This is a genomic window from Streptococcus oralis (assembly GCF_001075875.1).
Lineage (GTDB): Bacteria > Bacillota > Bacilli > Lactobacillales > Streptococcaceae > Streptococcus > Streptococcus oralis_I.
The window spans coordinates 18,088-42,028 of record NZ_JUOS01000092.1; the positions used below are offsets into that span (position 1 = coordinate 18,088).

At 37.4% G+C, this 23,941-nt stretch carries 18 protein-coding genes; 16 read left to right on the plus strand and 2 right to left on the minus strand.

Annotated elements, in window-relative coordinates; all coding sequences use genetic code 11:
* Positions 1-195 precede the first annotated feature (195 nt).
* A complete protein-coding gene (locus tag ADM33_RS05510) occupies positions 196-6,771 on the plus strand; it encodes a S8 family serine peptidase (protein ID WP_049503604.1) in 6,576 nt (2,191 codons plus the stop codon).
* Positions 6,772-7,084: 313 nt separating this feature from the next.
* Here the strand turns inward: ADM33_RS05510 and ald are convergent, their stop codons facing one another.
* Positions 7,085-8,197 (minus strand): alanine dehydrogenase, encoded by a 1,113-nt coding sequence (ald, locus tag ADM33_RS05515; RefSeq protein WP_049503605.1) that lies wholly within the window; start codon positions 8,195-8,197, stop codon positions 7,085-7,087.
* Positions 8,198-8,365: 168 nt separating this feature from the next.
* Between ald and ADM33_RS05520 the strand changes: the two genes are divergently transcribed.
* The 13 genes from ADM33_RS05520 to ADM33_RS05580 all read left to right on the plus strand — a co-directional run bounded on the left by ADM33_RS05520 (position 8,366) and on the right by ADM33_RS05580 (position 20,142).
* Positions 8,366-8,935 (plus strand): GNAT family N-acetyltransferase, encoded by a 570-nt coding sequence (locus tag ADM33_RS05520; protein ID WP_049503606.1) that lies wholly within the window; start codon positions 8,366-8,368, stop codon positions 8,933-8,935.
* A gap of 65 nt (positions 8,936-9,000) precedes the next feature.
* Positions 9,001-9,642, plus strand: a complete 642-nt coding sequence (locus ADM33_RS05525) for a helix-hairpin-helix domain-containing protein (protein ID WP_049503607.1) — start codon at positions 9,001-9,003, stop codon at positions 9,640-9,642.
* The gene (locus ADM33_RS05530; protein WP_049503608.1) at positions 9,626-11,845 is read left to right on the plus strand and encodes a ComEC/Rec2 family competence protein; all 2,220 of its coding nucleotides are present in this window, start codon (positions 9,626-9,628) and stop codon (positions 11,843-11,845) included. The genes ADM33_RS05525 and ADM33_RS05530 overlap by 17 nt, the downstream gene beginning before the upstream one ends.
* A gap of 125 nt (positions 11,846-11,970) precedes the next feature.
* Entirely contained in the window at positions 11,971-13,257 is a 1,287-nt protein-coding gene (locus ADM33_RS05535) for a peptidase U32 family protein (RefSeq protein ID WP_049503610.1), read from the plus strand.
* A gap of 13 nt (positions 13,258-13,270) precedes the next feature.
* Entirely contained in the window at positions 13,271-13,582 is a 312-nt protein-coding gene (locus tag ADM33_RS05540; protein WP_049503612.1) for a CHY zinc finger protein, read from the plus strand.
* Between the two features lie 229 nt (positions 13,583-13,811).
* Positions 13,812-14,012 carry a F0F1 ATP synthase subunit C gene (locus tag ADM33_RS05545; protein WP_001054551.1) on the plus strand — a complete coding sequence of 67 codons (201 nt, stop codon included), beginning with the start codon at positions 13,812-13,814 and terminating at the stop codon, positions 14,010-14,012.
* A gap of 32 nt (positions 14,013-14,044) precedes the next feature.
* Positions 14,045-14,761 carry a F0F1 ATP synthase subunit A gene (atpB, locus tag ADM33_RS05550; protein ID WP_000392935.1) on the plus strand — a complete coding sequence of 239 codons (717 nt, stop codon included), beginning with the start codon at positions 14,045-14,047 and terminating at the stop codon, positions 14,759-14,761.
* An 18-nt stretch (positions 14,762-14,779) separates the two neighbouring features.
* Positions 14,780-15,274, plus strand: coding sequence for a F0F1 ATP synthase subunit B (gene atpF, locus ADM33_RS05555; RefSeq protein WP_000366310.1), 495 nt, complete (start codon positions 14,780-14,782; stop codon positions 15,272-15,274).
* Positions 15,274-15,810, plus strand: a complete 537-nt coding sequence (locus tag ADM33_RS05560; RefSeq protein WP_049503614.1) for a F0F1 ATP synthase subunit delta — start codon at positions 15,274-15,276, stop codon at positions 15,808-15,810. Before atpF ends, ADM33_RS05560 begins: the two co-directional genes overlap by 1 nt.
* A 14-nt stretch (positions 15,811-15,824) precedes the next feature.
* Complete coding sequence (gene atpA, locus ADM33_RS05565; RefSeq protein ID WP_049503616.1) at positions 15,825-17,330, plus strand: F0F1 ATP synthase subunit alpha; 1,506 nt, start codon at positions 15,825-15,827, stop codon at positions 17,328-17,330.
* A 15-nt stretch (positions 17,331-17,345) separates the two neighbouring features.
* A complete protein-coding gene (locus ADM33_RS05570) occupies positions 17,346-18,224 on the plus strand; it encodes a F0F1 ATP synthase subunit gamma (RefSeq protein WP_049503618.1) in 879 nt (292 codons plus the stop codon).
* Positions 18,225-18,305: 81 nt separating this feature from the next.
* Positions 18,306-19,712, plus strand: a complete 1,407-nt coding sequence (atpD, locus tag ADM33_RS05575) for a F0F1 ATP synthase subunit beta (RefSeq protein ID WP_000094353.1) — start codon at positions 18,306-18,308, stop codon at positions 19,710-19,712.
* A 10-nt stretch (positions 19,713-19,722) separates the two neighbouring features.
* Positions 19,723-20,142, plus strand: a complete 420-nt coding sequence (locus ADM33_RS05580) for a F0F1 ATP synthase subunit epsilon (RefSeq protein ID WP_049503620.1) — start codon at positions 19,723-19,725, stop codon at positions 20,140-20,142.
* Positions 20,143-20,184: 42 nt separating this feature from the next.
* Here ADM33_RS05580 and ADM33_RS05585 read toward each other — a convergent pair whose 3' ends face one another.
* Entirely contained in the window at positions 20,185-21,192 is a 1,008-nt protein-coding gene (locus ADM33_RS05585; protein WP_049503621.1) for a lactonase family protein, read from the minus strand.
* A gap of 209 nt (positions 21,193-21,401) precedes the next feature.
* On the opposite strand from ADM33_RS05585, the gene ADM33_RS05590 reads away from it, so the two are divergent.
* Both ADM33_RS05590 and ADM33_RS05595 read left to right on the plus strand, forming a co-directional pair.
* Positions 21,402-22,565 carry an AI-2E family transporter gene (locus ADM33_RS05590; protein ID WP_049503623.1) on the plus strand — a complete coding sequence of 388 codons (1,164 nt, stop codon included), beginning with the start codon at positions 21,402-21,404 and terminating at the stop codon, positions 22,563-22,565.
* Complete coding sequence (locus ADM33_RS05595) at positions 22,555-23,784, plus strand: tetratricopeptide repeat protein (RefSeq protein WP_049503626.1); 1,230 nt, start codon at positions 22,555-22,557, stop codon at positions 23,782-23,784. The genes ADM33_RS05590 and ADM33_RS05595 overlap by 11 nt, the downstream gene beginning before the upstream one ends.
* Positions 23,785-23,941: the final 157 nt, after the last annotated feature.

Below are 23,941 nucleotides of genomic sequence, written 5' to 3' on the forward strand. Positions count from 1 at the left end.
CAAATTAATGTGTGTTAATTTTTTCTTGACTTAAATTTTTTTAATTGATATACTATTTTTCAGAGAGCTAACAATTATATATAAATGTACTACTCTATTTCCTAGATGATACTTCATAAAACTTTTTATAACAAAGGCTAGCAAAGTTAAAGTTTTCTATCTTTAGGAAGTTAAATAAATATGTAAGGAATTAAAATGAAAAAAAGTACAGTATTGTCATTAACCACAGCTGCAGTTATTTTAGCAGCATATGTACCTAACGAGGTAGTCTTAGCAGAAACATCTAGTTCTGAAGATGCTGTAACTATCTCTGATAAAGAAAAAGTAGCAGTAGATAAGGAAACAGAAAATAAAGAGAAACATGAAGATATTCATAATGCTATAGAAACTTTAAAGCATACTGAAGAGAAGAAAACAACAATTATTGAGGAAAAAGAAGTTGTTAGTAAAAATCCTGTGATAGACAATAACACTAGCAATGAAGAAGCAAAAATCAAAGAAGAAAATTCCAATCAATCCCAAGGAGATCATGCGGACTCATTTGTAAATAAAAACACAGAAAATCTCAATAAAGAAGATAAAGTTGTATATATTGCCGAATTTAAAGATAAAGAATCTGGTGAAAAAGCAATCAAGGAATTAGCCAATCTTAAGGATACAAAAGTTTTATATACTTATGATACCGTTTTTAACGGTAGTGCTATTGAAACAATCAAATCTAATCTGGACAAAATTAAACTAATAGAAGGTATCTCATCGGTTGAACGATCACAAAAAGTCCAGCCAATGATGAATCATGCTAGAAAGGAAATTGGAGTTGAAGAGGCAATTGATTACCTAAAGTCTATCAATGCTCCATTTGGTAAAAATTTTGATGGTAGAGGTATGGTCATTTCAAATATCGATACCGGGACAGATTATAGGCATAAGGCCATGAGGATTGATGATGATGCTAAAGGCTCAATGAGATTTAAAAAAGAAGACTTAAAAGGTACTGATAAAAAATTCTGGTTGAGTGATAAAATCCCTCATGCGTTCAATTATTATAATGGTGGTAAAATCACTGTAGAAAAAGCTGATGATGGAAGCGATTATTTTGATCCACATGGGATGCATATTGCCGGGATTCTTGCGGGAAATGATACTGAAAAAGATATCAAAAACTTTAACGGAATAGATGGAATTGCTCCTAATGCACAGATATTCTCTTATAAAATGTACTCTGACGCAGGATCTGGCTTCGCAGGAGATGAAACAATGTTTCATGCTATTGAAGATTCCATCAAACACAATGTCGATGTTGTTTCAGTATCATCTGGCTTTACAGGAACAGGTCTTGTAGGTGAGAAATATTGGGAAGCTATTAGAGCGTTAAGAAAAGCAGGCATTCCAATGGTTGTAGCTACGGGTAACTATGCGACTTCTGCTTCAAGTTCGTCTTGGGATTTAGTAGCAAATAATAATCTGAAAATGACAGATACTGGAAATGTAACACGAACTGCAGCACATGAAGATGCGATAGCAGTCGCATCTGCTAAAAATCAAACAGTTGAGTTTGATAAAGTTAACATAGGTGGAGAAAGTTTTAAATACAGAAATATAGGGGCCTTTTTCGATAAAAATAAAATTATGACAAATGAAGACGGTTCAAAAGCTCCTAGTAAATTAAACTTTGTATATATAGGCAAGGGTCAAGACCAAGATTTGATAGGATTGGATCTTAAGGGCAAAATTGCAGTAATGGATCGAATTTATACCAAGGATTTAAAAGATGCTTTTAAAAGAGCAACGGATAAGGGCGCACGCGCCATTATGGTTGTAAATACTGTCAATTACTACAACAGAGATAATTGGACAGAGCTTCCAGCCATGGGATATGAAGCGGATGAAGGGACTAAAAGTCAAGTATTTTCAATTTCAGGAGATGATGGTGTAAAGCTATGGAACATGATTAATCCTGATAAAAAAACTGAGGTTAAAAGGAATAATAAGGAAGATTTTAAAGATAAATTGGAGCAATACTATCCAATTGATATGGAAAGCTATAATTCCAATAAACCGAATGTAGGTGATGAAAAAGAAATTGACTTTAAGTTTGCATCTGACACAGACAAAGAACTGTATAAAGAAGATATCATAGTACCAGCAGGATCCACATCTTGGGGGCCAAGAATAGATTTACTTTTAAAACCTGATGTTTCAGCACCAGGTAAAAATATTAAATCTACTCTCAATGTCATTAATGGGAAATCAACTTATGGCTATATGTCAGGGACTAGTATGGCAACTCCAATCGTGGCGGCTTCTACTGTTTTGATTAGGCCCAAGTTAAAGGAAATGCTTGAAAGACCTGTCTTGAAAAATCTTAAGGGAGATGACAAAATAGACCTTACAAGTCTTACAAAAATAGCCCTACAAAATACTGCACGGCCTATGATGGATGCGACTTCTTGGAAAGAAAAAAGTCAATACTTTGCATCACCTAGACAACAGGGAGCAGGGCTAATTAATGTTGCCAATGCTTTGAGAAATGAAGTTGTAGCGACTTTCAAAAACACAGATTCTAAAGGTTTGGTAAACTCTTATGGTTCTATTTCTCTTAAAGAAATAAAAGGAGATAAAAAATACTTTACAATTAAGCTTCACAATACATCAAACAGACCTTTAACCTTTAAAGTTTCAGCATCAGCGGTAACTACAGATGCTCTAACTGATAGACTAAAACTGGATGAAACATACAAAGATGAAAAATCTCCAGATGGGAAGCAAATTGTTCCAGAAATTCACCCAGAGAAAGTAAAAGATGCAAATATTACATTTGAGCATGACACTTTCACTATAGGCCCAAATTCTAGCTTTGATTTAAATGCGGTTATAAACGTTGGAGAGGCTAAAAATAAAAATAAATTTGTAGAATCATTTATTCATTTTGAGTCAGTGGAAGAAATGGAAGCTTTAAACTCCAATGGTAAGAAAACAAATTTCCAACCTTCTTTATCGATGCCTCTAATGGGATTTGCTGGGGATTGGAATAAAGAACCAATCCTTGATAAATGGGCCTGGGAAGAAGGTTCAAAATCAAAAACAATGGAAGGTTATGATGATGATGGTAAACCAAAAATTCCAGGAACCTTAAATAAGGGAATTGGTGGAGAACATGGTATAGATAAATTTAATCCAGCAGGAGTTATCCAAAATAGAAAAGATAAAAATACAACATCCCTAGATCAAAATCCAGAATTATTTGCTTTCAATAACGAAGGGATCAACGCACCATCATCAAGTGGTTCTAATATTGCTAAAATTTATCCTTTAGATTCAAATGGAAATCCTCAAGATGCTCAACTTGAGAGAGGATTAACACCTTCTCCACTTGTATTAAGAAGTGCAGAAGAAGGATTGATTTCAATAGTAAATACAAATAAGGAGGGAGAAAATCAAATTGACTTAAAAGTCATTTCGAGAGAACACTTTGTTAAAGGAATTTTAAACTCTAAAAGAAATGATGCAAAGGGAATCAAATCTTCTAAGCTAAAAGTTTGGGGCGACTTGAAATGGGATGGACTCATCTATAATCCTAGAGGGAAAGAAGAAAATGCACCAGAAAGCAAGGATACCAAAGATCCAGCTACTAGGATAAGAGGTCAATTTGAACCGATTGCGGAAGGTCAATATTTCTATAAATTTAAATATAGATTAACTAAAGATTACCCATGGCAGGTTTCCTATATTCCAGTAAAAATTGATAACACAGCCCCTAAGATTGTTTCGGTTGATTTTTCAAATCCTGAAAAAATTAAGCTGATCACAAAGGATACTTATCACAAGGTAAAAGATCAATACAAGAATGAAACTTTATTTGCGAGAGATCAAAAAGAACATCCTGAAAAATTTGACGAGATTGCCAACGAAGTTTGGTATGCCGGCGCCGCTCTGGTTAATGAAGATGGAGAGGTTGAGAAAAATCTTGAAGTAACTTATGCAGGTGAGGGTCAAGGAAGAAATAGGAAACTTGACAAAGACGGAAATACCATTTATGAAATTAATGGTGCAGGAGATTTAAGAGGAAAAATCATTGAAGTCATTGCATTAGATGGCTCTAGCAATTTCACAAAGATTCATAGAATTAAATTTGCTGATCATGCAGATGAAAAGGGGATGATTTCCTATTATCTAGTAGATCCTGATCAAGATTCATCTAAATATCAAAAGCTTGGCGAGATTGCCGAATCTAAATTTAAAAATTTAGAAAATAGAAAAGAGGATAGTCTTAAAAAAGATACAACTGAGGAAGAAAATCATCAAGACAATGAAGAGTCTATCGAAGAAAAATCTAGCTTGACTATCAATAAAGCCATTTCAACAATTAGAGATTTTGAAAGAAAAGACTTGAAGAAACTCATTAAAAAGAAATTTAGAGAAGTTGATGACTTTACAAGTGAAACTGGTAAGAGAACAGAGGAATACGATTATAAATACGATGATAAGGGGAATATCATTGCTTATGACGATGGTAGTGCCTTACAATATGAAACTGAAAAACTTGATGAAATCAAATCAAAAATTTATGGTGTTCTAAGCCCGTCTAAAGATGGACACTTTGAAATTCTTGGAAAGATAAGTAATGTTTCTAAAAATGCCAAGGTATATTATGGAAATAACTATAAATCGATAGAAATCAAAACGACCAAGTATGACTCCCACTCAAAAACAATGACATTTGATTTATACGCTAATATTAATGATATTGTGGATGGATTAGCTTTTGCAGGAGATATGAGATTCTTTATTAAAGATGATGGTCAGATAAAAGCTGAAACTAAAATTAGAATGCCTGAAAAAAATAAGGAAACTAAGACAGAATATACGTATGCATCAAGTTATGGAAATGTAATAGAATTAGGAGAAGGTGATCTTTCAAAAAACAAACCAACCAATTTAACGGAAATGGAATCTGGTAAAATCTATTCTGATTCAGAAAAACAACAATATCTGTTAAAAGATAACATTATTCTAAGAAAAGGCTATGCACTAAAAGTGACTACCTATAATCCTGGAAAAACGGATATGTTAGAAGGAAATGGAGTCTATAACAAGGAAGATATAGCAAAAATCCAAAAGACCAATCCTAATCTAAGAGTCCTTTCAGAAAAAATAATTTATGCTGATAGTAGAAATGTTGAAGATGGAAGAAGTACTCAATCCGTATTAATGTCGGCTTTAGACGGCTTTAACATTGTAAAATATCAAGTGTTTACCTTTAAAATGAACGATAAAGGGGAGGCAATCGATAAAGATGGAAATCTTGTAACAGATCCTTCTAAACTGGTATTATTTGGTAAGGATGGTAAAGAGTACACTGGAGAGGATAAGTCCAATGTAGAAGCTATAAAAGAAGATGGCTCTACGTTATTTATTGATGCAAAACCAGTAAATCTTTCAATGGACAAGAACTACTTTAATCCATCTAAATCTAATAAAATTTATGTACGAAATCCAGAATTTTATTTAAGAGGTAAGATTTCTGATAAGGGTGGTTTTAACTGGGAGTTGAGAGTTAATGAATCGGTTGTAGATAATTATTTAATCTACGGAGATTTACACATTGATAACACTAGAGATTTTAACATTAAGCTTAATGTTAAAGACGGTGACATCATGGACTGGGGAATGAAAGACTATAAAGCAAACGGATTCCCAGATAAGGTAACAGATATGGATGGAAATGTTTATCTTCAAACTGGCTATAGCGATTTGAATGCGAAAGCGGTTGGAGTACACTATCAATTTTTATATGATAATGTTAAACCAGAAGTAAACATTGATCCTAAGGGAAATACTAGTATCGAATATGCTGACGGAAAATCTGTTGTCTTTAATATCAATGATAAAAGAAATAATGGATTCGATGGTGAGATTCAAGACAAACATATTTATGTAAATGGAAAAGAATATAAATCATTTGATGATATTAAACAACTAACAGATAAGACACTAAACATTAAGATTGTTGTAAAAGATTTCGCAAGAAATACGACCGTAAAAGAATTCATTTTAAACAAGGATACGGGAGAGGTGAGCGAACTAAAACCTCAGATGGTAACTGTGACCATTCAAAATGGAAAAGAAATGAGTTCAACGATAGTGTCGGAAGAAGATTTCATTTTACCTGTCTATAAGGGTGAATTAGAAAAAGGATATCAATTTGATGGCTGGGAAATTGCTGGTTTCGAAGGTAAAAAAGGCACTGGCTATGTTATTAATGTATCAAAAGATACCCTTATAAAACCTGTATTCAAGAAAATAGAGGAGAAAAAGGAGGAGGAAAATAAACCTACTTTTTATGTATCCAAAAAGAAAGACAACCCACAGGCAAATCCTAGTCAATTAGATGAAAATTACAAAAAGGAGGATTTACAAAGAGAAAATCATTCACACAAATCTGATTCAACTAAGGATGTCACAGCTACAGTTTCTGTACAAGTAAATTATAGTCAATTAGATGAAAGTCAAAGATCTGATTCAACTGAGGATGTCAAAGTTACAGTTCCTGATGAAAATGATAAAAACTTTAAAAATAAGAAGGAAGTTTATCTTAATGCACCAGAGAACATAGATAATAAACATACAAATATTGATAGTAAATCAACTACTAACAATGATAGGTTGCCAAAAACCGGAACAGTTAGCGAAGTCTTCACGTCATTGATTGCCGGAATAATGTTTACCTTAGGTGCATTTCTTGGATTAAAGAAAAAAGATCAAGATTAAGACAAAATCTGTAGATGAAAAAGTGGTTTATGTACTGAGATTAGCTAGTGTGATGATGAAGTTTACGTTGATATTTATACTCTTTTTAAATTTATAAATGGACTTAGTTTAGATAACTAATGAATTGATTGAAAGGGTTAATATTGACAAATAGTGATCACATTGATTAGAAACTAGAGTCTATCAAAATTTAAATTATAAACCATGACATGAGAAAACGAGCATCTCCAAGAACGGAAATGCTCGTTTTTGAGATTTAGAAGCTAGTTTTTATGTAGCTTCTTATTTTTGTAGTTTTAAATTATAAATCATTTTAGACAAGTTCACTGATTGAAGTGAAGTCACGTTCCAAGCCTTCTGCAACAGGCTGGCTGGTGAGGTATCCTTGATAGGTTGTCACACCTTCAAGCAAGCCTGCGTCTTCTAGGATAGCTTTCTTAAATCCTTTTCCTGCCAAGGCTTCGATATATGGAAGAGTCACATTAGTAAGGGCAATCGTAGATGTGCGAGCAACTGCTCCAGGAATGTTAGCAACGGCATAGTGAAGAACACCGTGTTTTTCATAGACTGGTTCATCGTGAGTTGTCACACGGTCAGCTGTCGCTATAACACCACCTTGGTCAACAGCAACGTCAACAATGACAGAACCAGGACGCATTTGTTGTACCATTTCATCTGTCACCAATTTAGGAGCTTTGGCACCAGGAATCAAGACAGCACCGATAACAACGTCTGCTTCACGCACACTTGCTTTGATATTAAATGGATTAGACATGAGTGTTTGGATTTGGTGACCAAAGACATCTTCTAGGATAGAGAGGCGTTTAGCGCTGATATCAAGAATGGTTACTTGAGCTCCCAAACCTAGCGCAATGCGAGCTGCGTGTGTACCAACGACACCACCACCGATAATGGTTACTTTTCCTTTAGGAACACCAGGGACACCACCGAGTAGAACTCCTGAACCACCAGCTTGTTTCGTCAAGAAGTGGGCTCCAATTTGTACTGCCATACGACCAGCAACTTCACTCATTGGAACGAGAAGCGGAAGTTGTCCTTGAGTATCACGGACTGTCTCATAAGCAACACCAGTTGTTTTAGCTGCAAGCATAGCATCAGCCAATTCTGGAGCAGCTGCCATGTGTAAGTAGGTGAAAAGAAGTAAATCCTCACGCAAGAACTGGTACTCACTAGCAAGGGGTTCCTTCACTTTAACAACTAATTCTGCAGCCCAGGCTTCAGCAGCAGTTGCGACAATTTCAGCTCCTTGCTTTTCATAGTCAGCATCAGCAAAACCAGAACCAAGTCCAGCATTTGTTTCGATGAGGACACGGTGGCCACGACCAATGAGACTTTGTACACCAGCAGGTGTCAAAGCAACACGATTTTCATTATTTTTAATTTCCTTTGGAATTCCAATTAACATAGGATAACTCACTTTCTATTAAGCTGTTTCAATTTATGTATCACATCATTCGTCAGAGTTTTTGTGATGACTTTATTGTATATGAAACCGTTTTAAATTGCAAGAAAAACTTGTAAACCTATTTCTTTTATGTTATTCTTTTAGCAACCTATTTTGGGAGGTGCAATCATGGAATCACTATTTATCAAACTAGCGAAGCATCAAATTATCGAAACAGAACGCTTAGTGCTTAGACCTGTGACACTTGATGATGCAGAAGCCATGTTTGAATATGCTTCAAACCAGGAAAATACGCGCTATACTTTTCCAACCAATCAAAGTTTAGAGGAAACTAAGAATAATATTGCCCAGTTTTATCTAGCCAATCCCTTGGGTCGATGGGGCATTGAACTAAAAAGTACTGGAGAGTTTATCGGAACTATTGACTTGCACAAGATCGATACTGTTCTTAAGAAGGCAGCCATTGGTTACATTATCCATCAAAAATATTGGAATCAAGGTTTGACAACTGAAGCCAATCGTACCGTGATTGAACTAGCTTTTGAAAAGATTGGAATGAATAAGTTGACCGCTCTTCACGATAAGGATAATCCTGCTTCAGGAAAGGTCATGGAGAAATCAGGCATGCGCTTTTCTCACGAAGAACCTTATGCTAGGATGGATAAAAAAGAACCAGGTCGAATCGTAACAAGAGTGCATTATGTCTTGACCAAGGAAGATTATTTTGCAAATAAGTAAGCAGTTGAAAAGTTTTTTCAGCTGTTTTTTCTTTCTCTTACGAATAAGCTAAGAGAGGAGAAAATATGGAAGAACTTATTGAGAAAATCAAAGAATATAAAATCATTATTATCTGTGCTGGTTTGGGCTTGGTCTTAGGCGGATTTTTCCTCCTAAAGCCAGTCGCTCAAGCACCTGCTAAGGAAACAAAGGTGCAGACTGAAGTTGCAGCTGTTCCAAAGGATTCGACGGATGAAAAGGAAGATGGAAATCAGAAGGAAGAAGCGGTGGAGCAAGATCTAATTACTGTCGATGTCAAAGGTGCTGTCAAATCACCTGGAATCTATGACTTGCCAGTTGGAAGTCGTATCAATGATGCTGTCCAAAAAGCGGGCGGACTGACAGATAATGCTGATAGCAAGTCTATCAATCTTGCCCAGAGAATTAGTGACGAAGCACTAGTCTATGTTCCGACTAAGGAAGAAGCTACTAGTCAAGAAATGACATCAAGTACTTCCAACAGCAAGGAAAATAAGAAAGTCAATCTCAATAAAGCTAGTTTAGAGGAACTGAAACAAGTTAAAGGCTTAGGTGCTAAACGTGCTCAAGACATTATTGACCATCGTGAATCCAATGGTAAATTTAAGTCAGTAGATGAGCTCAAAAAGGTTTCTGGTATTGGTGCAAAAACGATAGAAAAGCTAAAAGAATATGTCACAGTGGATTAGTCGCTTTCCAATTCCAAAAATCTATCTCAGTTTTCTTTTCCTATGGCTTTACTATGCAATCTTTTCAGCAAGTGTATTAGCACTTTTGGGCTTTGTCTTTTTACTGGTTTGCCTCTTTTTCCAATTTCCATGGAAAACTGTGACTAAGGTCCTCTTGATTTGCAGCATATTTGGGAGTTGGTTTATTCTTCAAAAATGGCAGCAAGAAGAAGCCGGTCAACATCACGTTGACTCAGTTGATACGGTACGAATCTTGCCTGATACAGTCAAGGTGAATGGTGATAGCTTATCTTTTCGTGGCAAGGCTGACGGTAGACTCTTTCAGGTCTATTATAAACTTCAGTCAGAAGCTGAAAAGGAAAAATTTCAAGACTTATCTGAACTACATGAAATGGTTGTGAAAGGCAAGTTAGCTAGTCCTCAAGGAGCCAGTAATTTTGCGGGTTTTGATTATCGAAATTATCTCAAAACACAAGGAATTTATCAGACCTTGACTATATCCGAAATTGTGGAATCAAAGCAAATTTCTAGTTGGGATATTGGAGAAAATCTATCAAGTTTGCGGAGAAAAGCAGTTGTCTGGATAAAAAGGAATTTTCCTGATCCTATGCGTAATTATATGACAGGTCTTTTATTGGGACATTTAGATACAGACTTTGAGGAAATGAACGAACTTTATTCCAGCCTAGGAATTATTCATCTTTTTGCTTTATCTGGAATGCAAGTCGGATTTTTCATGGATGCTTTCAAGAAGTTACTTCTGCGTTTGGGTTTGACGCAAGAGAAGTTCAAATGGTTAGCCTATCCCCTCTCCATAGTTTATGCAGGCTTGACAGGATTTTCAGCATCTGTGATTAGAAGTCTTCTACAAAAGCTATTGGCTCAGCATGGTTTTAAGTCACTGGATAATTTTGCTTTAACGATTCTTATTCTATTTCTTATCATGCCGAACTTTTTCTTAACTGCTGGGGGAGTTCTTTCCTGTGCTTATGCCTTTATCCTGACAATGACTGGTGAGGAAGTAGCAGGTATAAAAGGTTTGGTTAGAGAGAGTTGCATTATTACCTTGGGAATTCTGCCAATTTTATCATTTTACTTTTCTGAATTCCAACCGTGGTCCATTCTCTTGACAATTGTCTTTTCATTCTTGTTTGACATGGTCCTATTGCCACTTTTATCGATTCTCTTCTGTCTGTCATTTATATATCCCATCACCCAGTTCAACTTTCTCTTTGAATGGCTAGAAAACATCATACGCTATATTTCTCAGCTATCTACGAGGCCTCTTGTTTTTGGTCAGCCGAGTCTTTGGATTTTAATTCTTCTTTTGATTACTTTAGCTCTCATCTACGACTACCGAAAGAACTTGAAAAAACTATCTATGCTTGTCATAGTTGTCATCTCATTCTTTTTAGTAACCAAACATCCACTGGATAATGAAATCACAGTTCTAGATATGGAACAGGGACGGAGCATTTTCCTAAGAGACATGACAGGAAAGACCATACTACTGGATGTCGGAGAAAAATCTGAACGTGACAAGAAAGAATCCTGGCAGGAGAGGGGTTCCTCTAGCAATGCCAAACGGAGTTTAATCCCTTATCTGAAAAGTCGAGGAGTTGCAAAGATTGATCAACTTGTGCTAACGACTAGTGATACTAAGCAGTTAGATCATGTGTTAGAAATGAGTAAAGCCTTCGAGCTTGAAGAGATTCTAGTAACTGAAGAAACATTATCTAAAAGAGAATTTATGGATAAACTGAAGGAAACCAAAATCAAGGTAGCTGCTATTAAAACTGGGCAGCAGTTGTTTATTTTTGGGAGTAGTTTGGAAGCATTCACTAGCCAAAATAGCGATAAAAAGGATTCAATGGTCTTGTATGGAAAGTTACTAAACCAAACCTTTCTAGTTACTGGAAATTTAGAGGAGAAGTTCTTAACCAAGTCTTATCCGAAACTCCAAGCAGATGTAGTGATAACTCATCAGCAAGCATTGAAGAAAAAGACAGATATCGAAATCTTCAAAACTGTACACCCTAAAATCACGGTCATTTCAATAGACAAGAAAAAATCATTTAAACTTAAAAATGGGGAGAATAACCAAGAAGATAAAGAACTTGAGAATTTGGTATTAAAAACTGACAAAAAGGGTGCTATACGTTTTAAAGGCTGGACTACTTGGAATGTTGAAACTGTTCAATAACGTTTTCAGAGACAACTAAACATTAAAATTGTCTAAACAATCATTCAAGGCTTGATTTTGAATCCTGTTTACTATAAAATAGTTAAGATTGGTGTCAAACTTTTATATTGCAAATAGGAGAAAAAATGACAAAAACTTTGAAACGTCCTGAGGTTCTATCACCTGCAGGAACACTAGAAAAACTAAAAGTAGCTGTTCAATACGGAGCAGATGCTGTCTTTATTGGTGGTCAGGCCTATGGTCTACGTAGTCGTGCGGGAAACTTCACTTTCGAACAAATGGAAGAAGGAGTTCAGTTCGCGGCTAAGTATGGCGCTAAAGTTTATGTGGCTGCTAATATGGTTATGCACGAAGGAAATGAAGAAGGTGCCGGAGAATGGTTCCGTAAGTTACGTGATATTGGAATTGCAGCTGTTATCGTTTCTGACCCTGCCTTAATCATGATTGCAGCAACAGAAGCACCAGGACTTGAAATCCACCTTTCAACACAAGCTAGTGCGACCAACTATGAAACTCTTGAATTCTGGAAAGAACTTGGATTGACTCGCGTTGTTTTGGCGCGTGAGGTTTCCATGGAAGAACTGGCAGAAATCCGAAAACGTACAGATGTGGAAATCGAAGCATTCGTACATGGTGCGATGTGTATTTCCTACTCTGGTCGTTGTACGCTTTCTAACCATATGAGTATGCGTGACGCCAACCGTGGTGGATGTTCACAATCTTGCCGTTGGAAATATGACCTTTACGATATGCCATTTGGTAAAGAGCGTAAGAGTCTCAAGGGAGAAATTCCTGAAGAGTTCTCCATGTCTGCGGTTGATATGTCTATGATTGACCATATCCCAGATATGATTGAAAATGGTGTGGACAGTCTTAAAATTGAAGGTCGTATGAAGTCTATCCACTATGTTTCAACAGTGACAAACTGCTACAAGGCTGCCGTTGATGCCTACCTTGAAAGTCCTGAAAAGTTTGAAGCTATCAAGCAAGACTTGATTGATGAAATGTGGAAGGTAGCTCAACGTGAATTGGCTACAGGTTTCTATTACGGAACACCATCTGAAAACGAACAACTGTTCGGTGCTCGTCGTAAGATTCCAGAATACAAGTTTGTTGCTGAAGTAGTATCTTATGATGATGCAACGCAAACAGCAACTATTCGCCAACGTAACGTTATCAACGAAGGAGACCAAGTTGAGTTTTATGGCCCAGGTTTCCGCCATTTTGAAACTTATATCGAAGACCTTCATGATGCCAAAGGTAACAAGATTGACCGTGCACCAAATCCAATGGAACTTTTAACTATCAAGGTTCCACAACCAGTACAAGCAGGTGATATGGTCCGTGCTTTGAAAGAAGGTTTGATTAATCTTTACAAAGAAGATGGAACAAGCGTTACAGTTCGTGCCTAGATAAGGAAAGTCAATGGTTCAAGCTCATGGATTACTAGTAGATGATGAAAGCAGATGTGTTCATTACCATAGTGATAAAGATATCGTAGCGCTCCAGTGTAATGAGTGTAAGAAATACTATGCCTGTTATCAGTGTCACAATGAACTAGAGTCGCACACATTTTCTCCTTATCCTTTAAATCTAAAACAGGATAAACCTATCTTATGTGGTTCCTGTAAGAAGACCCTAACTTATGAGGAGTATAGAGAAAAGGGGAGCTGTCCTTATTGTGCAGCACTCTTTAATCCAGCTTGCCAGAGCCACCATTCAATTTATTTCAAATAAGAAACGATAAATCCAGGTTTTGAAACTTGGATTTTTCTTTTCAGAAAAATAGGAAAGATAAGAAAAATAATCTGAAAAGACATTAAAATTTTCTATATAATTGTCTTGAAAATCGTAAAAATAGAAATAAATGATTAGAAACGCTTTCAATGCTAGTAAAGAGTTGACAAAAGCAAATTTTAGGACTAAACTAGGGAAGTAAATTTAATTTAAAAAAGGAGAATTCGTCATGAATTTAACATTTTTCGGTCTATGTCTTGCCTGTATGGGTGTATCTCTTGCAGAAGGATTTTTGATGAACGGTTTGTTCAAATCTGCAGCACGCCAACCAGATATCATTCCACAATTGCGTAGTTTGATGATCATGGGGATTGCCTTTATCGAAGGAACTTTCTTTGTAACCTTGGCGATGTCATTCGTTATCAAATAGACAACTCTATTTAGAAATGGAGGTGTCAAACCATGGAAGAAAGTTTGAATCCAACCGTTAATATTGGACCAATATCCTTTGATTTGACCCTGCTTGCCATGTCTCTTGTAACTGTTTTGATGGTTTTTGCCTTTGTCTACTGGGCAAGTCGTAAAATGGCCATCCGTCCAAAGGGCAAACAGAATGCTCTTGAGATGATTTATGACTTTGTGATTGGTTTTACAAAACCAAACATTGGAGATTCATATATCAAGGATTATTCCTTGTTCTTGTTCTCTCTATTTCTGTTTATCTTGGTTGCCAACAATATTGGCTTAATGGCAAAAGTACAAACAACAAACGGTTATAACTTGTGGACTTCCCCAACAGCCAACCTTGGATACGATTTATCCCTCTCCTTATTGATCACTTTGATCGCCCATGTAGAAGGAATTCGTCGTAGAGGCGTTAAAGAATATTTGAGAGCATTTGTTACTCCTGGCTTTATGACTCCGATGAACGTTTTAGAAGAGTTCACCAATTTTGCCTCCTTGGCGATTCGGATTTACGGAAATATTTTCGCCGGTGAGGTCTTGGCAGGATTGTTATTAGCCTTGTCACAATATGCCTTTTATTGGTATCCTTTTGCCTTTATTGCAAACATGTTATGGACAGCCTTTTCAATTTTCATTTCATGTATTCAAGCGTATGTATTTACCATGTTGTCTTCTATGTACATTGGTAAAAAGGTAAATGGTGAGGAAGAGTAAGTAGAGGAGGATTAGAAGATGGATTTAACTATTAGTACCATTATCGGTGACTTTATTCTTATCGCTGGTTCCTTCCTTTTATTAATTTTTTTAGTTAAGAAATATGCTTGGGGAAATATTACCAGTATTTTGGATCAACGTGCTGAAAAGATTTCTTCAGATATTGATGGTGCTGAGGAAGCTCGTAAAAAGGCTGAGGAACTAGCAAGTAAGCGAGAGGCTGAGCTAGCAGGTAGCCGTACCGAAGCTAAAACGATTATCGAGAATGCAAAGGAAACAGCTGAAAAGAGCAAATCAGATATTCTGGCTGAAGCTAAGCTAGAAGCTGGTCGCTTGAAAGAAAAAGCTAACCAAGAAATTGCGCAAAATAAAGCTGAGGCTTTACAAAGCGTTAAAGGTGAGGTAGCAGATTTGACAGTTAGTCTAGCTGGAAAAATCATCTCACAAAACCTTGACGGTCATGCCCATAAAGAACTCATTGATCAGTATATTGATCAGCTAGGAGAAGCTTAATGGACAAAAAGACAGTAAAGGTAATTGAAAAATACAGCATGCCTTTTGTCCAATTGGTGATTGAAAAAGGAGAAGAAGATTCTATCTTCTCAGACTTGACCCAGATTAAGCAAGTCGCTGAAGAAACAGACTTGCCTTCTTTTTTGGCTCAGGTAGATGTTGATGAGTCTGACAAGGAAAAAACAGTCAGTTATTTCAAAGACTCTGCATCGCCATTATTACAAAACTTCATTCAAGTTCTGTTGTACAATCATCGATCAAATCTTTTTTATGATGTGATTGTAGATTGTTTAAACCGTCTTGAGAGAGAAACGAATCGTTTTGAAGTAACGATTCTATCTGCTCATCCCCTAACGGATGAACAGAAAGAACGTCTACTTCCTATTATAGAGAAAAAGATGTCTTTAAAAGTGCGTAGCATTAAAGAAGAAATCGACGATAGTTTAATTGGTGGTTTTGTTATTATCGCCAATCACAAGACAATTGATGTTAGTATTAAACAACAACTTAAAGTTGTTAAGGAAAATTTGAAATAGAAAGTGGTGTTCTTTTGGCAATTAACGCACAAGAAATCAGCGCTTTAATTAAGCAACAAATTGAAAATTTCAAACCCAATTTTGATGTGACTGAAACTGGTGTTGTAACCTACATCGGTGACGGAATTGCGCGTGCTCATGGCCTTGAAAATGCCATGAGTGGAGAGTTGTTGATTTTTGAAAACGGCTCTTATGGTATGGCGCAAAACTTAGAATCAACAGATGTTGGTATTATCATCCTTGGAGACTTTACAGATATCCGCGAAGGCGACACCATTCGTCGTACAGGAAAAATCATGGAAGTTCCAGTTGGTGATAGCTTGATTGGACGTGTCGTGGATCCACTTGGTCGCCCAGTAGATGGGCTTGGTCCAATCGACACAAACAAAACTCGTCCAGTTGAAGCGCCAGCTCCTGGGGTTATGCAACGTAAATCAGTATCACAACCATTGCAAACTGGTTTGAAAGCTATTGATGCCCTTGTTCCAATCGGTCGTGGACAACGTGAGTTGATTATCGGTGACCGTCAAACAGGGAAAACCACCATCGCTATCGATGCAATCTTGAATCAAAAAGGTCAAGATATGATTTGTATCTATGTAGCGATTGGTCAAAAAGAATCAACAGTTCGTACACAAGTAGAAACACTTCGCCAGTACGGAGCCTTGGATTACACAATCGTTGTGACAGCGTCAGCTTCACAACCTTCACCATTGCTTTTCCTTGCACCTTATGCAGGAGTTGCTATGGCTGAAGAATTTATGTACCAAGGTAAGCATGTCTTGATCGTTTATGATGACTTATCTAAACAAGCGGTAGCTTATCGTGAACTTTCTCTCTTGCTTCGTCGTCCACCAGGTCGTGAAGCCTTCCCAGGGGATGTCTTCTACCTTCACAGTCGTCTGCTTGAGCGTTCTGCTAAAGTTTCTGATGAACTTGGTGGTGGATCTATCACAGCTCTTCCATTTATCGAAACACAAGCAGGAGATATCTCAGCCTATATCGCTACAAACGTAATCTCTATTACAGATGGACAAATCTTCTTAAGCGATAGTCTCTTTAATGCTGGTATCCGTCCGGCTATCGATGCAGGTTCTTCTGTATCTCGTGTTGGTGGTTCTGCTCAGATTAAAGCCATGAAGAAGGTTGCTGGTACACTCCGTATCGACCTTGCTTCATACCGTGAGTTGGAAGCCTTCACTAAATTTGGTTCTGACTTGGATGCAGCTACTCAGGCTAAATTGAACCGTGGTCGTCGTACTGTAGAAGTCTTGAAACAACCAGTTCACAAACCATTACCTGTTGAGAAACAAGTTACTATTCTCTATGCTTTGACCCATGGTTTCTTGGATACAATTCCTGTAGACGATATCGTTCGTTTCGAAGAAGAGTTCCATATGTTCTTTGATGCTCAACATCCTGAGATTTTGGAAACCATTCGTGAAACAAAAGACTTGCCAGATGAAGCAGTCTTGGATGCTGCGATTACTGAGTTTCTCAATCAATCTAGCTTCCAATAGGAATAGAGGTGTCAGATGGCAGTATCTCTAAATGATATTAAAACAAAAATCGCCTCAACAAAAAATACTAGTCAAATTACTAACGCGATGCAGATGGTTTCTGCTGCTAAGTTAGGTCGTTCTGAAGAAGCAGCTCGTAACTTCCAAGTTTATGCACAAAAAGTGCGTAAGTTGGTTACAGATATCCTTCACGGAGATGGTGCCGGCGGATCAACAAATCCAATGTTGATTAGCCGCCCAGTCAAAAAAACAGGCTATATCGTCATTACATCTGACCGTGGTCTTGTTGGAGGATATAATTCTTCCATCTTGAAGGCCGTCATGGAAATTCAGAAGGAATACCATCCATCAGGTGATGATTTTGAAGTTATCTGTATCGGTGGTATGGGAGCAGACTTCTTTAAAGCTCGTGGTATTCAGCCAATTTATGAATTGCGTGGTCTAGCCAGTCAACCAAGCTTCGATGAAGTTCGTAAGATTATCTCTAAAACGATTGAAATGTATCAAAATGAACTTTTTGATGAGCTCTATGTTTGCTACAACCACCACGTGAATACATTGACAAGTCAAATGCGTGTAGAGCAGATGCTTCCAATCGTGGACTTGGATCCAAATGAAGCAGATGATAACTATAGCTTGACCTTTGACCTTGAAACAAGTCGTGAAGAAATCTTGGATCAATTGCTACCACAGTTTGCAGAAAGTATGATTTATGGTGCTATTATTGATGCCAAGACAGCTGAAAATGCTGCCGGTATGACAGCCATGCAAACAGCGACTGATAATGCAAAAAAAGTGATTAATGATTTGACAATCCAGTATAACCGTGCCAGACAGGCGGCGATTACACAAGAAATCACAGAAATCGTGGCAGGAGCTAGCGCTTTAGAATAAAGCCATCCTGCTCATATCAATGAACTTAGGACCTAGCAAAACTAGGAACCGACAGTATCTTATATAGAATAGGAGAAGGAGATGAGTTCAGGTAAAATTGCTCAGGTTATCGGACCCGTTGTAGACGTTTTGTTTGCAGCAGGTGAAAAACTACCTGAGATTAACAATGCACTTGTCGTCTACAAAAATGACGAAAAGAAAACAAAAATCGTCCTTGAAGTAGCCTTAGAGTTGGGAGATGGTATGATTCGTACCATCGCCATGGAATCAACAGATGGTTTAACTCGTGGAATGGAAGTGTTGGACACAGGTCGTCCAATCTCTGTACCAGTAGGTAAAGAAACCTTGGGACGTGTCTTCAATGTTTTGGGAGATACCATTGACTTGGAAGCTCCTTTTGGAGAAGACGCAGAGCGCCAGCCAATTCATAAAAAAGCACCTACTTTTGATGAGTTGTCTACCTCTTCAGAAATCCTCGAGACAGGGATTAAGGTTATCGACCTTCTTGCCCCTTATCTTAAAGGTGGTAAAGTCGGACTCTTCGGTGGTGCCGGAGTTGGTAAGACTGTCTTGATCCAAGAATTGATTCATAACATTGCCCAAGAACACGGTGGTATCTCAGTATTTACTGGTGTTGGAGAACGTACTCGTGAAGGAAACGACCTCTACTGGGAAATGAAAGAGTCAGGCGTTATCGAGAAAACAGCCATGGTATTTGGTCAGATGAATGAGCCACCAGGAGCACGTATGCGTGTTGCCCTTACTGGTTTGACAATCGCTGAATACTTCCGTGATGTAGAAGGCCAAGACGTTCTTCTCTTCATTGACAATATCTTCCGTTTCACACAAGCTGGTTCAGAAGTATCTGCCCTTTTGGGTCGTATGCCATCAGCCGTTGGTTACCAACCAACCCTCGCAACAGAAATGGGTCAATTGCAAGAACGTATCACTTCAACTAAGAAAGGTTCTGTAACCTCTATCCAGGCTATCTACGTGCCAGCAGATGACTATACTGACCCAGCGCCAGCAACAGCCTTCGCTCACTTGGATTCAACTACCAACTTGGAACGTAAATTGGTTCAATTGGGTATCTACCCAGCCGTTGACCCACTTGCTTCAAGTTCACGTGCCTTGGCACCTGAAATCGTTGGAGAAGAACACTACGCAGTTGCGGCTGAGGTCAAACGTGTTCTTCAACGTTACCATGAGTTGCAAGATATCATCGCCATCCTTGGTATGGATGAACTTTCTGATGAAGAAAAGACTTTGGTTGCTCGTGCCCGTCGTATTCAGTTCTTCCTTTCACAAAACTTCAACGTTGCGGAACAATTTACTGGTCAACCAGGTTCTTATGTTCCAGTAGCGGAAACAGTTCGTGGATTTAAGGAAATTCTCGACGGTAAACACGATCATCTCCCAGAAGATGCCTTCCGTGGAGTAGGTTCAATCGAAGATGTTATCGCTAAGGCTGAAAAAATGGGATTTTAAGAGGTGATCTATGGCTCAGTTAACTGTCCAGATCGTGACACCAGATGGCCTCGTCTATGATCACCATGCCAGCTTTGTATCGGTTCGAACTCTGGATGGTGAGATGGGGATCTTGCCACGACATCAAAATATGATTGCGGTATTAGCAGTTGATGAAGTTAAAGTCAAACGTATTGATGATGATTCTCATGTCAACTGGATAGCAGTAAACGGAGGAATCATTGAGATTGCTAATGATGTCATTACCATTATTGCAGACTCAGCTGAGCGTGCTCGTGATATCGATATTAGCCGTGCAGAACGTGCCAAACTTCGTGCAGAACGTGAAATCGAAGAAGCGCAAGACAAACACTTGATTGACCAAGAGCGTCGTGCTAAGATTGCATTACAACGTGCTATTAACCGAATCAATGTCGGAAATAAATTATAAAAAAATGAACTTGATTTGAGAATCAAGTTCATTTTTTTATGTTTAAAATGTGACGCAAACCGCTTCGGGAACGTGGAAATCATTGGAAAGTTCTGCAAGACGACCAGTTTCTGGATTGCGTTTAAATACTGTTGCATTATCAGAATCCTGATGAACGACGATGAGAAATTCTTGGTCTGGTGAGAGAATAAAATCTCGAGGAGTTTTTCCGTTTGTAGGAACGAATTCCAACAATTCTAAACTGCCATCAGCTAGAATTGTGTAGACTACAATAGAATCGTGACCACGGTTTGATGCGTAAAGATATTTTCCATCTTCTGAGAGACGAATTGCAGCAGTTCCATTAAAGTCATTAAATCCTTCAGGGAGTGTAGAAATAACTTGCATTTTTTCAAATGCGCCAACACCATCATAAATCAATACTTCAATTGAACTATTGAGTTCACAGATGAGATAAGCAATCTTGTAGTGGTTATGAAAAACAAGGTGACGTGCACCAGCACCAGGGCTACAGTTGTAAGTAGCTAGCTTATTTAGTTTTCCTTCTGGATTGACATCATAAGTAGTAACCTCATCAGTACCCAAGTCGCAAGTCACTAAATACTGATCTGGTGTTAAATCTGTAAAGTGTACATGTGGAGTAGTTTGATTTTCATGAGGACCATGACCGCTATGTTGAACTGTATCAGCCAATTCAAGACTACCATTTTTTTTTCGTTTATAGACCAGAACTTGTCCCTTATGATAGTTAGCACCGTATACTAGGCCACGTTTTTCATCAACAGCAACATAACAGTGAGGGGCTCCTTCTGTTACAACATGGTTAAGCAAAGTACCATCAGTTTGATAGGCAGCAATTCCCCCTTGTCCGTCTTTGCTACCGACAGTGTAGAGGTGATTTTCTTGATCAAATGCAAGATAGGTAGGACTTGGTTCAGTAGTAAATAGTTTAAGATTTGATAATTGCCCAGTCTCTGTATCAAAATCAGCTTGATAAATCCCTTGGGATAAGCGACGAGTGTAGGTTCCGAAATAAATTGTTTCAATCATATCTATACCTCTAAATAAAGATGTTTCTATTATATCATAAATTGGGATAACTGAAGATAATGGTAGGGAAAAGAATGAAACTTCTAAGTATAAAATTAGTAAAATGCAAGATGGATTTTTAGAGTTTTCAATCGTCACCTCAACACTTTAAAAACAGTTTATTCTCTGTAAAAATGGTATAATGAAAAGACAAAGGAAAGGAAGTAGATATGGAACAAAAAGAGAAACATTTTAATTTATCTTGGTTTTTTAAATGGTTTTTAGATAATAAGGCTGTTACTGTATTTTTGGTAGCCTTGTTACTAGGTCTCAATATTTTTATTTTAAGTAAGATTAGTTTTTTATTTATCCCTGTCGTTGATTTTTTATCAGTGGTCATGTTACCTGTTATTTTATCAGGATTGCTTTTTTATCTCTTAAACCCACTGGTGGATTTGATGGAGAAGTACAAGATAAATCGTGTCTTAGCCATTAGTATAATCTTTGTCATTATTGCTATACTTCTGATTATTGGTCTGGCTGTTGCGATTCCAAATCTTCAACGTCAAGTAGTTATTTTTGCGCAAAATGTACCAAATTATCTCGAAGATGCTGATAGAGTTATTGATGATCTTGTAACTAAGCGTTTGCCAGATGACTTTAGACCTCAACTGGAACAGGTTCTGGCTCAGTTTTCAACACAAGCAACTGCTTGGGCAAGTAATATATCTTCTAAGGCTGTGAACTGGGTGAGTGCTCTTATCAGTGGAACGTCTCAAGTCATTGTCGCTCTAATTATCATGCCGTTTATGCTCTTTTATCTCCTTAGAGATGGAAAAGGGTTGAGAGATCATATCACTCAATTCTTACCAAATAAATTGAGAGAACCAGTAGGTAAGGTTCTAACGGATGTGAACCAACAACTTTCTAACTATGTTAGAGGACAAATTACTGTTGCTATTATCGTGGCAATTATGTTTATCATCTTCTTTAAAATTATTGGTTTGAGATATGCGGTGACTCTTGGTATTACTGCTGGGGTCTTAAATCTTATCCCTTATCTTGGAAGTTTCCTTGCTATGATACCAGCTCTGGTCTTAGGGTTAATTGCTGGACCAGTTATGCTCTTGAAAGTTATTATCGTTTTTATCGTAGAGCAGACAATTGAAGGTCGTTTTGTGTCTCCATTGATTTTAGGTAGTCAGCTAAACATCCATCCAATCACTATTCTATTCGTTTTGTTGACGTCTGGTTCTATGTTTGGTGTTTGGGGAGTCCTATTAGGAATTCCTGTTTATGCTTCAGCCAAAGTTGTTATTTCAGCTATTTTTGAATGGTATAAAAAAGTTAGTGGTCTGTATGAGTTAGAAGAGGAGGTTGAAGGTGAGCAATAGTCAAGAAATGCTTGAAGCTTTGGATCAGCAAGATTTAACAAGAGCTGATTACTATTTTCAAAAAGCATTGGTAGAAGACTCTGATGATCTTCTTCTGGAACTGGCTTATTATCTAGAAGGTATTGGTTTTTATCCACAAGCTCGTCAAATCTATGAAAAACTAGCTCCAATATTTCCAGAAGTAAATCTCAATCTAGCTAGTATCGCAAGTGAAGACGGACAAATTGAAGAAGCATTTGCCTATCTGGAAGAAATTCAACCCAATAGCGATTCTTATGTATCTGCTCTTGTTTTAAAGGCTGATTTCTATCAAATGGAAGGATTGACGGATGTAGCTCGCGACAAGCTATTAGAAGCTCTTAATTATTCTGATGATCTTTTATTGATTTTTGGGCTAGCAGAGTTAGATAGTGAACTTGGAAATGATTTAGAAGCGATTAAGGGCTATGCTCAACTGGATAATCGTGAAATATATGAGCAGACAGGGATTTCGACCTATCAACGAATTGGAACTGCCTATGCTCGACTTGGAAAGTTTGAATCAGCCATAGAGTTTTTAGAAAAAGCTTTAGAGTTAGAGTATGAAGATCAGACTGCATTTGAATTAGCAAGTCTTTACTTTGATCAAGAGGAATATCAAAAGGCAGTTTTATATTTTAAACAACTGGATACTATTTCTCCAGATTTTGAAGGGTATGAGTATGGTTATAGTCAGGCTCTACATAAGGAACACCAGACTGAGCAAGCCTTACTGATAGCTCAACAAGGTTTGGAAAAAAATCCATTCGAAACACGTTTACTACTCCTTGCTTCACAATTATCTTACGAATTGCATCAACCTGAGCAGGCGGAAGCTTATCTTCTTCAAGCTCAAGAAGATGCGGAAGACCAAGAAGAAATCCTCTTGCGACTAGCAACCATGTATCAGGAGCAAGAACGGTATGAGGATATTCTAGCCTTAGAAGTATATGAGCCAGAAAATCTCTTGACTAAGTGGATGATTGCACGGAGTTACCAAGAAACTGAAGATTTGGATGTTGCCTATGAATCTTATCAGGCATTGGTTTCAGAACTCAAGGAAAATCCTGAGTTTTTAGAGCAATACATTCATCTATTACGCGAACTTGGAAGGTTTGAAGAAGCAAAAGAACAGATCCAACACTATCTCAAGTTGGTTCCTGATGACATACAGATGCAAGATTTGTATGAACGTTTATGATGATACCAAAATAGTCGTCTTAGCAGGCGACTATTTTTATAAAATGAAAGATTTAAAAATCTATAAATTCAATCATAAAAATGAATAGATACAGTATGAATTTTTAGCATTTTTTTGATATAATTGTTATAGTTAAATTGAAAAAATTCACTCAAAA

Excerpts from the sequence above, each read along its gene's own strand:
- ADM33_RS05520 (WP_049503606.1), top strand. The coding sequence starts at position 8,366 with ATGGAATCACTATTTATCAAACTAGCGAAGCATCAAATTATCGAAACA.
- ADM33_RS05525 (WP_049503607.1), top strand. The coding sequence starts at position 9,001 with ATGGAAGAACTTATTGAGAAAATCAAAGAATATAAAATCATTATTATC.
- ADM33_RS05510 (WP_049503604.1), top strand. The coding sequence starts at position 196 with ATGAAAAAAAGTACAGTATTGTCATTAACCACAGCTGCAGTTATTTTA.
- ADM33_RS05585 (WP_049503621.1), bottom strand. The coding sequence starts at position 21,192 with ATGATTGAAACAATTTATTTCGGAACCTACACTCGTCGCTTATCCCAA.
- atpF (WP_000366310.1), top strand. The coding sequence starts at position 14,780 with ATGGATTTAACTATTAGTACCATTATCGGTGACTTTATTCTTATCGCT.
- ADM33_RS05570 (WP_049503618.1), top strand. The coding sequence starts at position 17,346 with ATGGCAGTATCTCTAAATGATATTAAAACAAAAATCGCCTCAACAAAA.
- atpD (WP_000094353.1), top strand. The coding sequence starts at position 18,306 with ATGAGTTCAGGTAAAATTGCTCAGGTTATCGGACCCGTTGTAGACGTT.
- ADM33_RS05540 (WP_049503612.1), top strand. The coding sequence starts at position 13,271 with ATGGTTCAAGCTCATGGATTACTAGTAGATGATGAAAGCAGATGTGTT.
- ADM33_RS05560 (WP_049503614.1), top strand. The coding sequence starts at position 15,274 with ATGGACAAAAAGACAGTAAAGGTAATTGAAAAATACAGCATGCCTTTT.
- ADM33_RS05580 (WP_049503620.1), top strand. The coding sequence starts at position 19,723 with ATGGCTCAGTTAACTGTCCAGATCGTGACACCAGATGGCCTCGTCTAT.
- ADM33_RS05590 (WP_049503623.1), top strand. The coding sequence starts at position 21,402 with ATGGAACAAAAAGAGAAACATTTTAATTTATCTTGGTTTTTTAAATGG.
- ADM33_RS05535 (WP_049503610.1), top strand. The coding sequence starts at position 11,971 with ATGACAAAAACTTTGAAACGTCCTGAGGTTCTATCACCTGCAGGAACA.
- ald (WP_049503605.1), bottom strand. The coding sequence starts at position 8,197 with ATGTTAATTGGAATTCCAAAGGAAATTAAAAATAATGAAAATCGTGTT.
- atpB (WP_000392935.1), top strand. The coding sequence starts at position 14,045 with ATGGAAGAAAGTTTGAATCCAACCGTTAATATTGGACCAATATCCTTT.
- ADM33_RS05545 (WP_001054551.1), top strand. The coding sequence starts at position 13,812 with ATGAATTTAACATTTTTCGGTCTATGTCTTGCCTGTATGGGTGTATCT.
- ADM33_RS05530 (WP_049503608.1), top strand. The coding sequence starts at position 9,626 with ATGTCACAGTGGATTAGTCGCTTTCCAATTCCAAAAATCTATCTCAGT.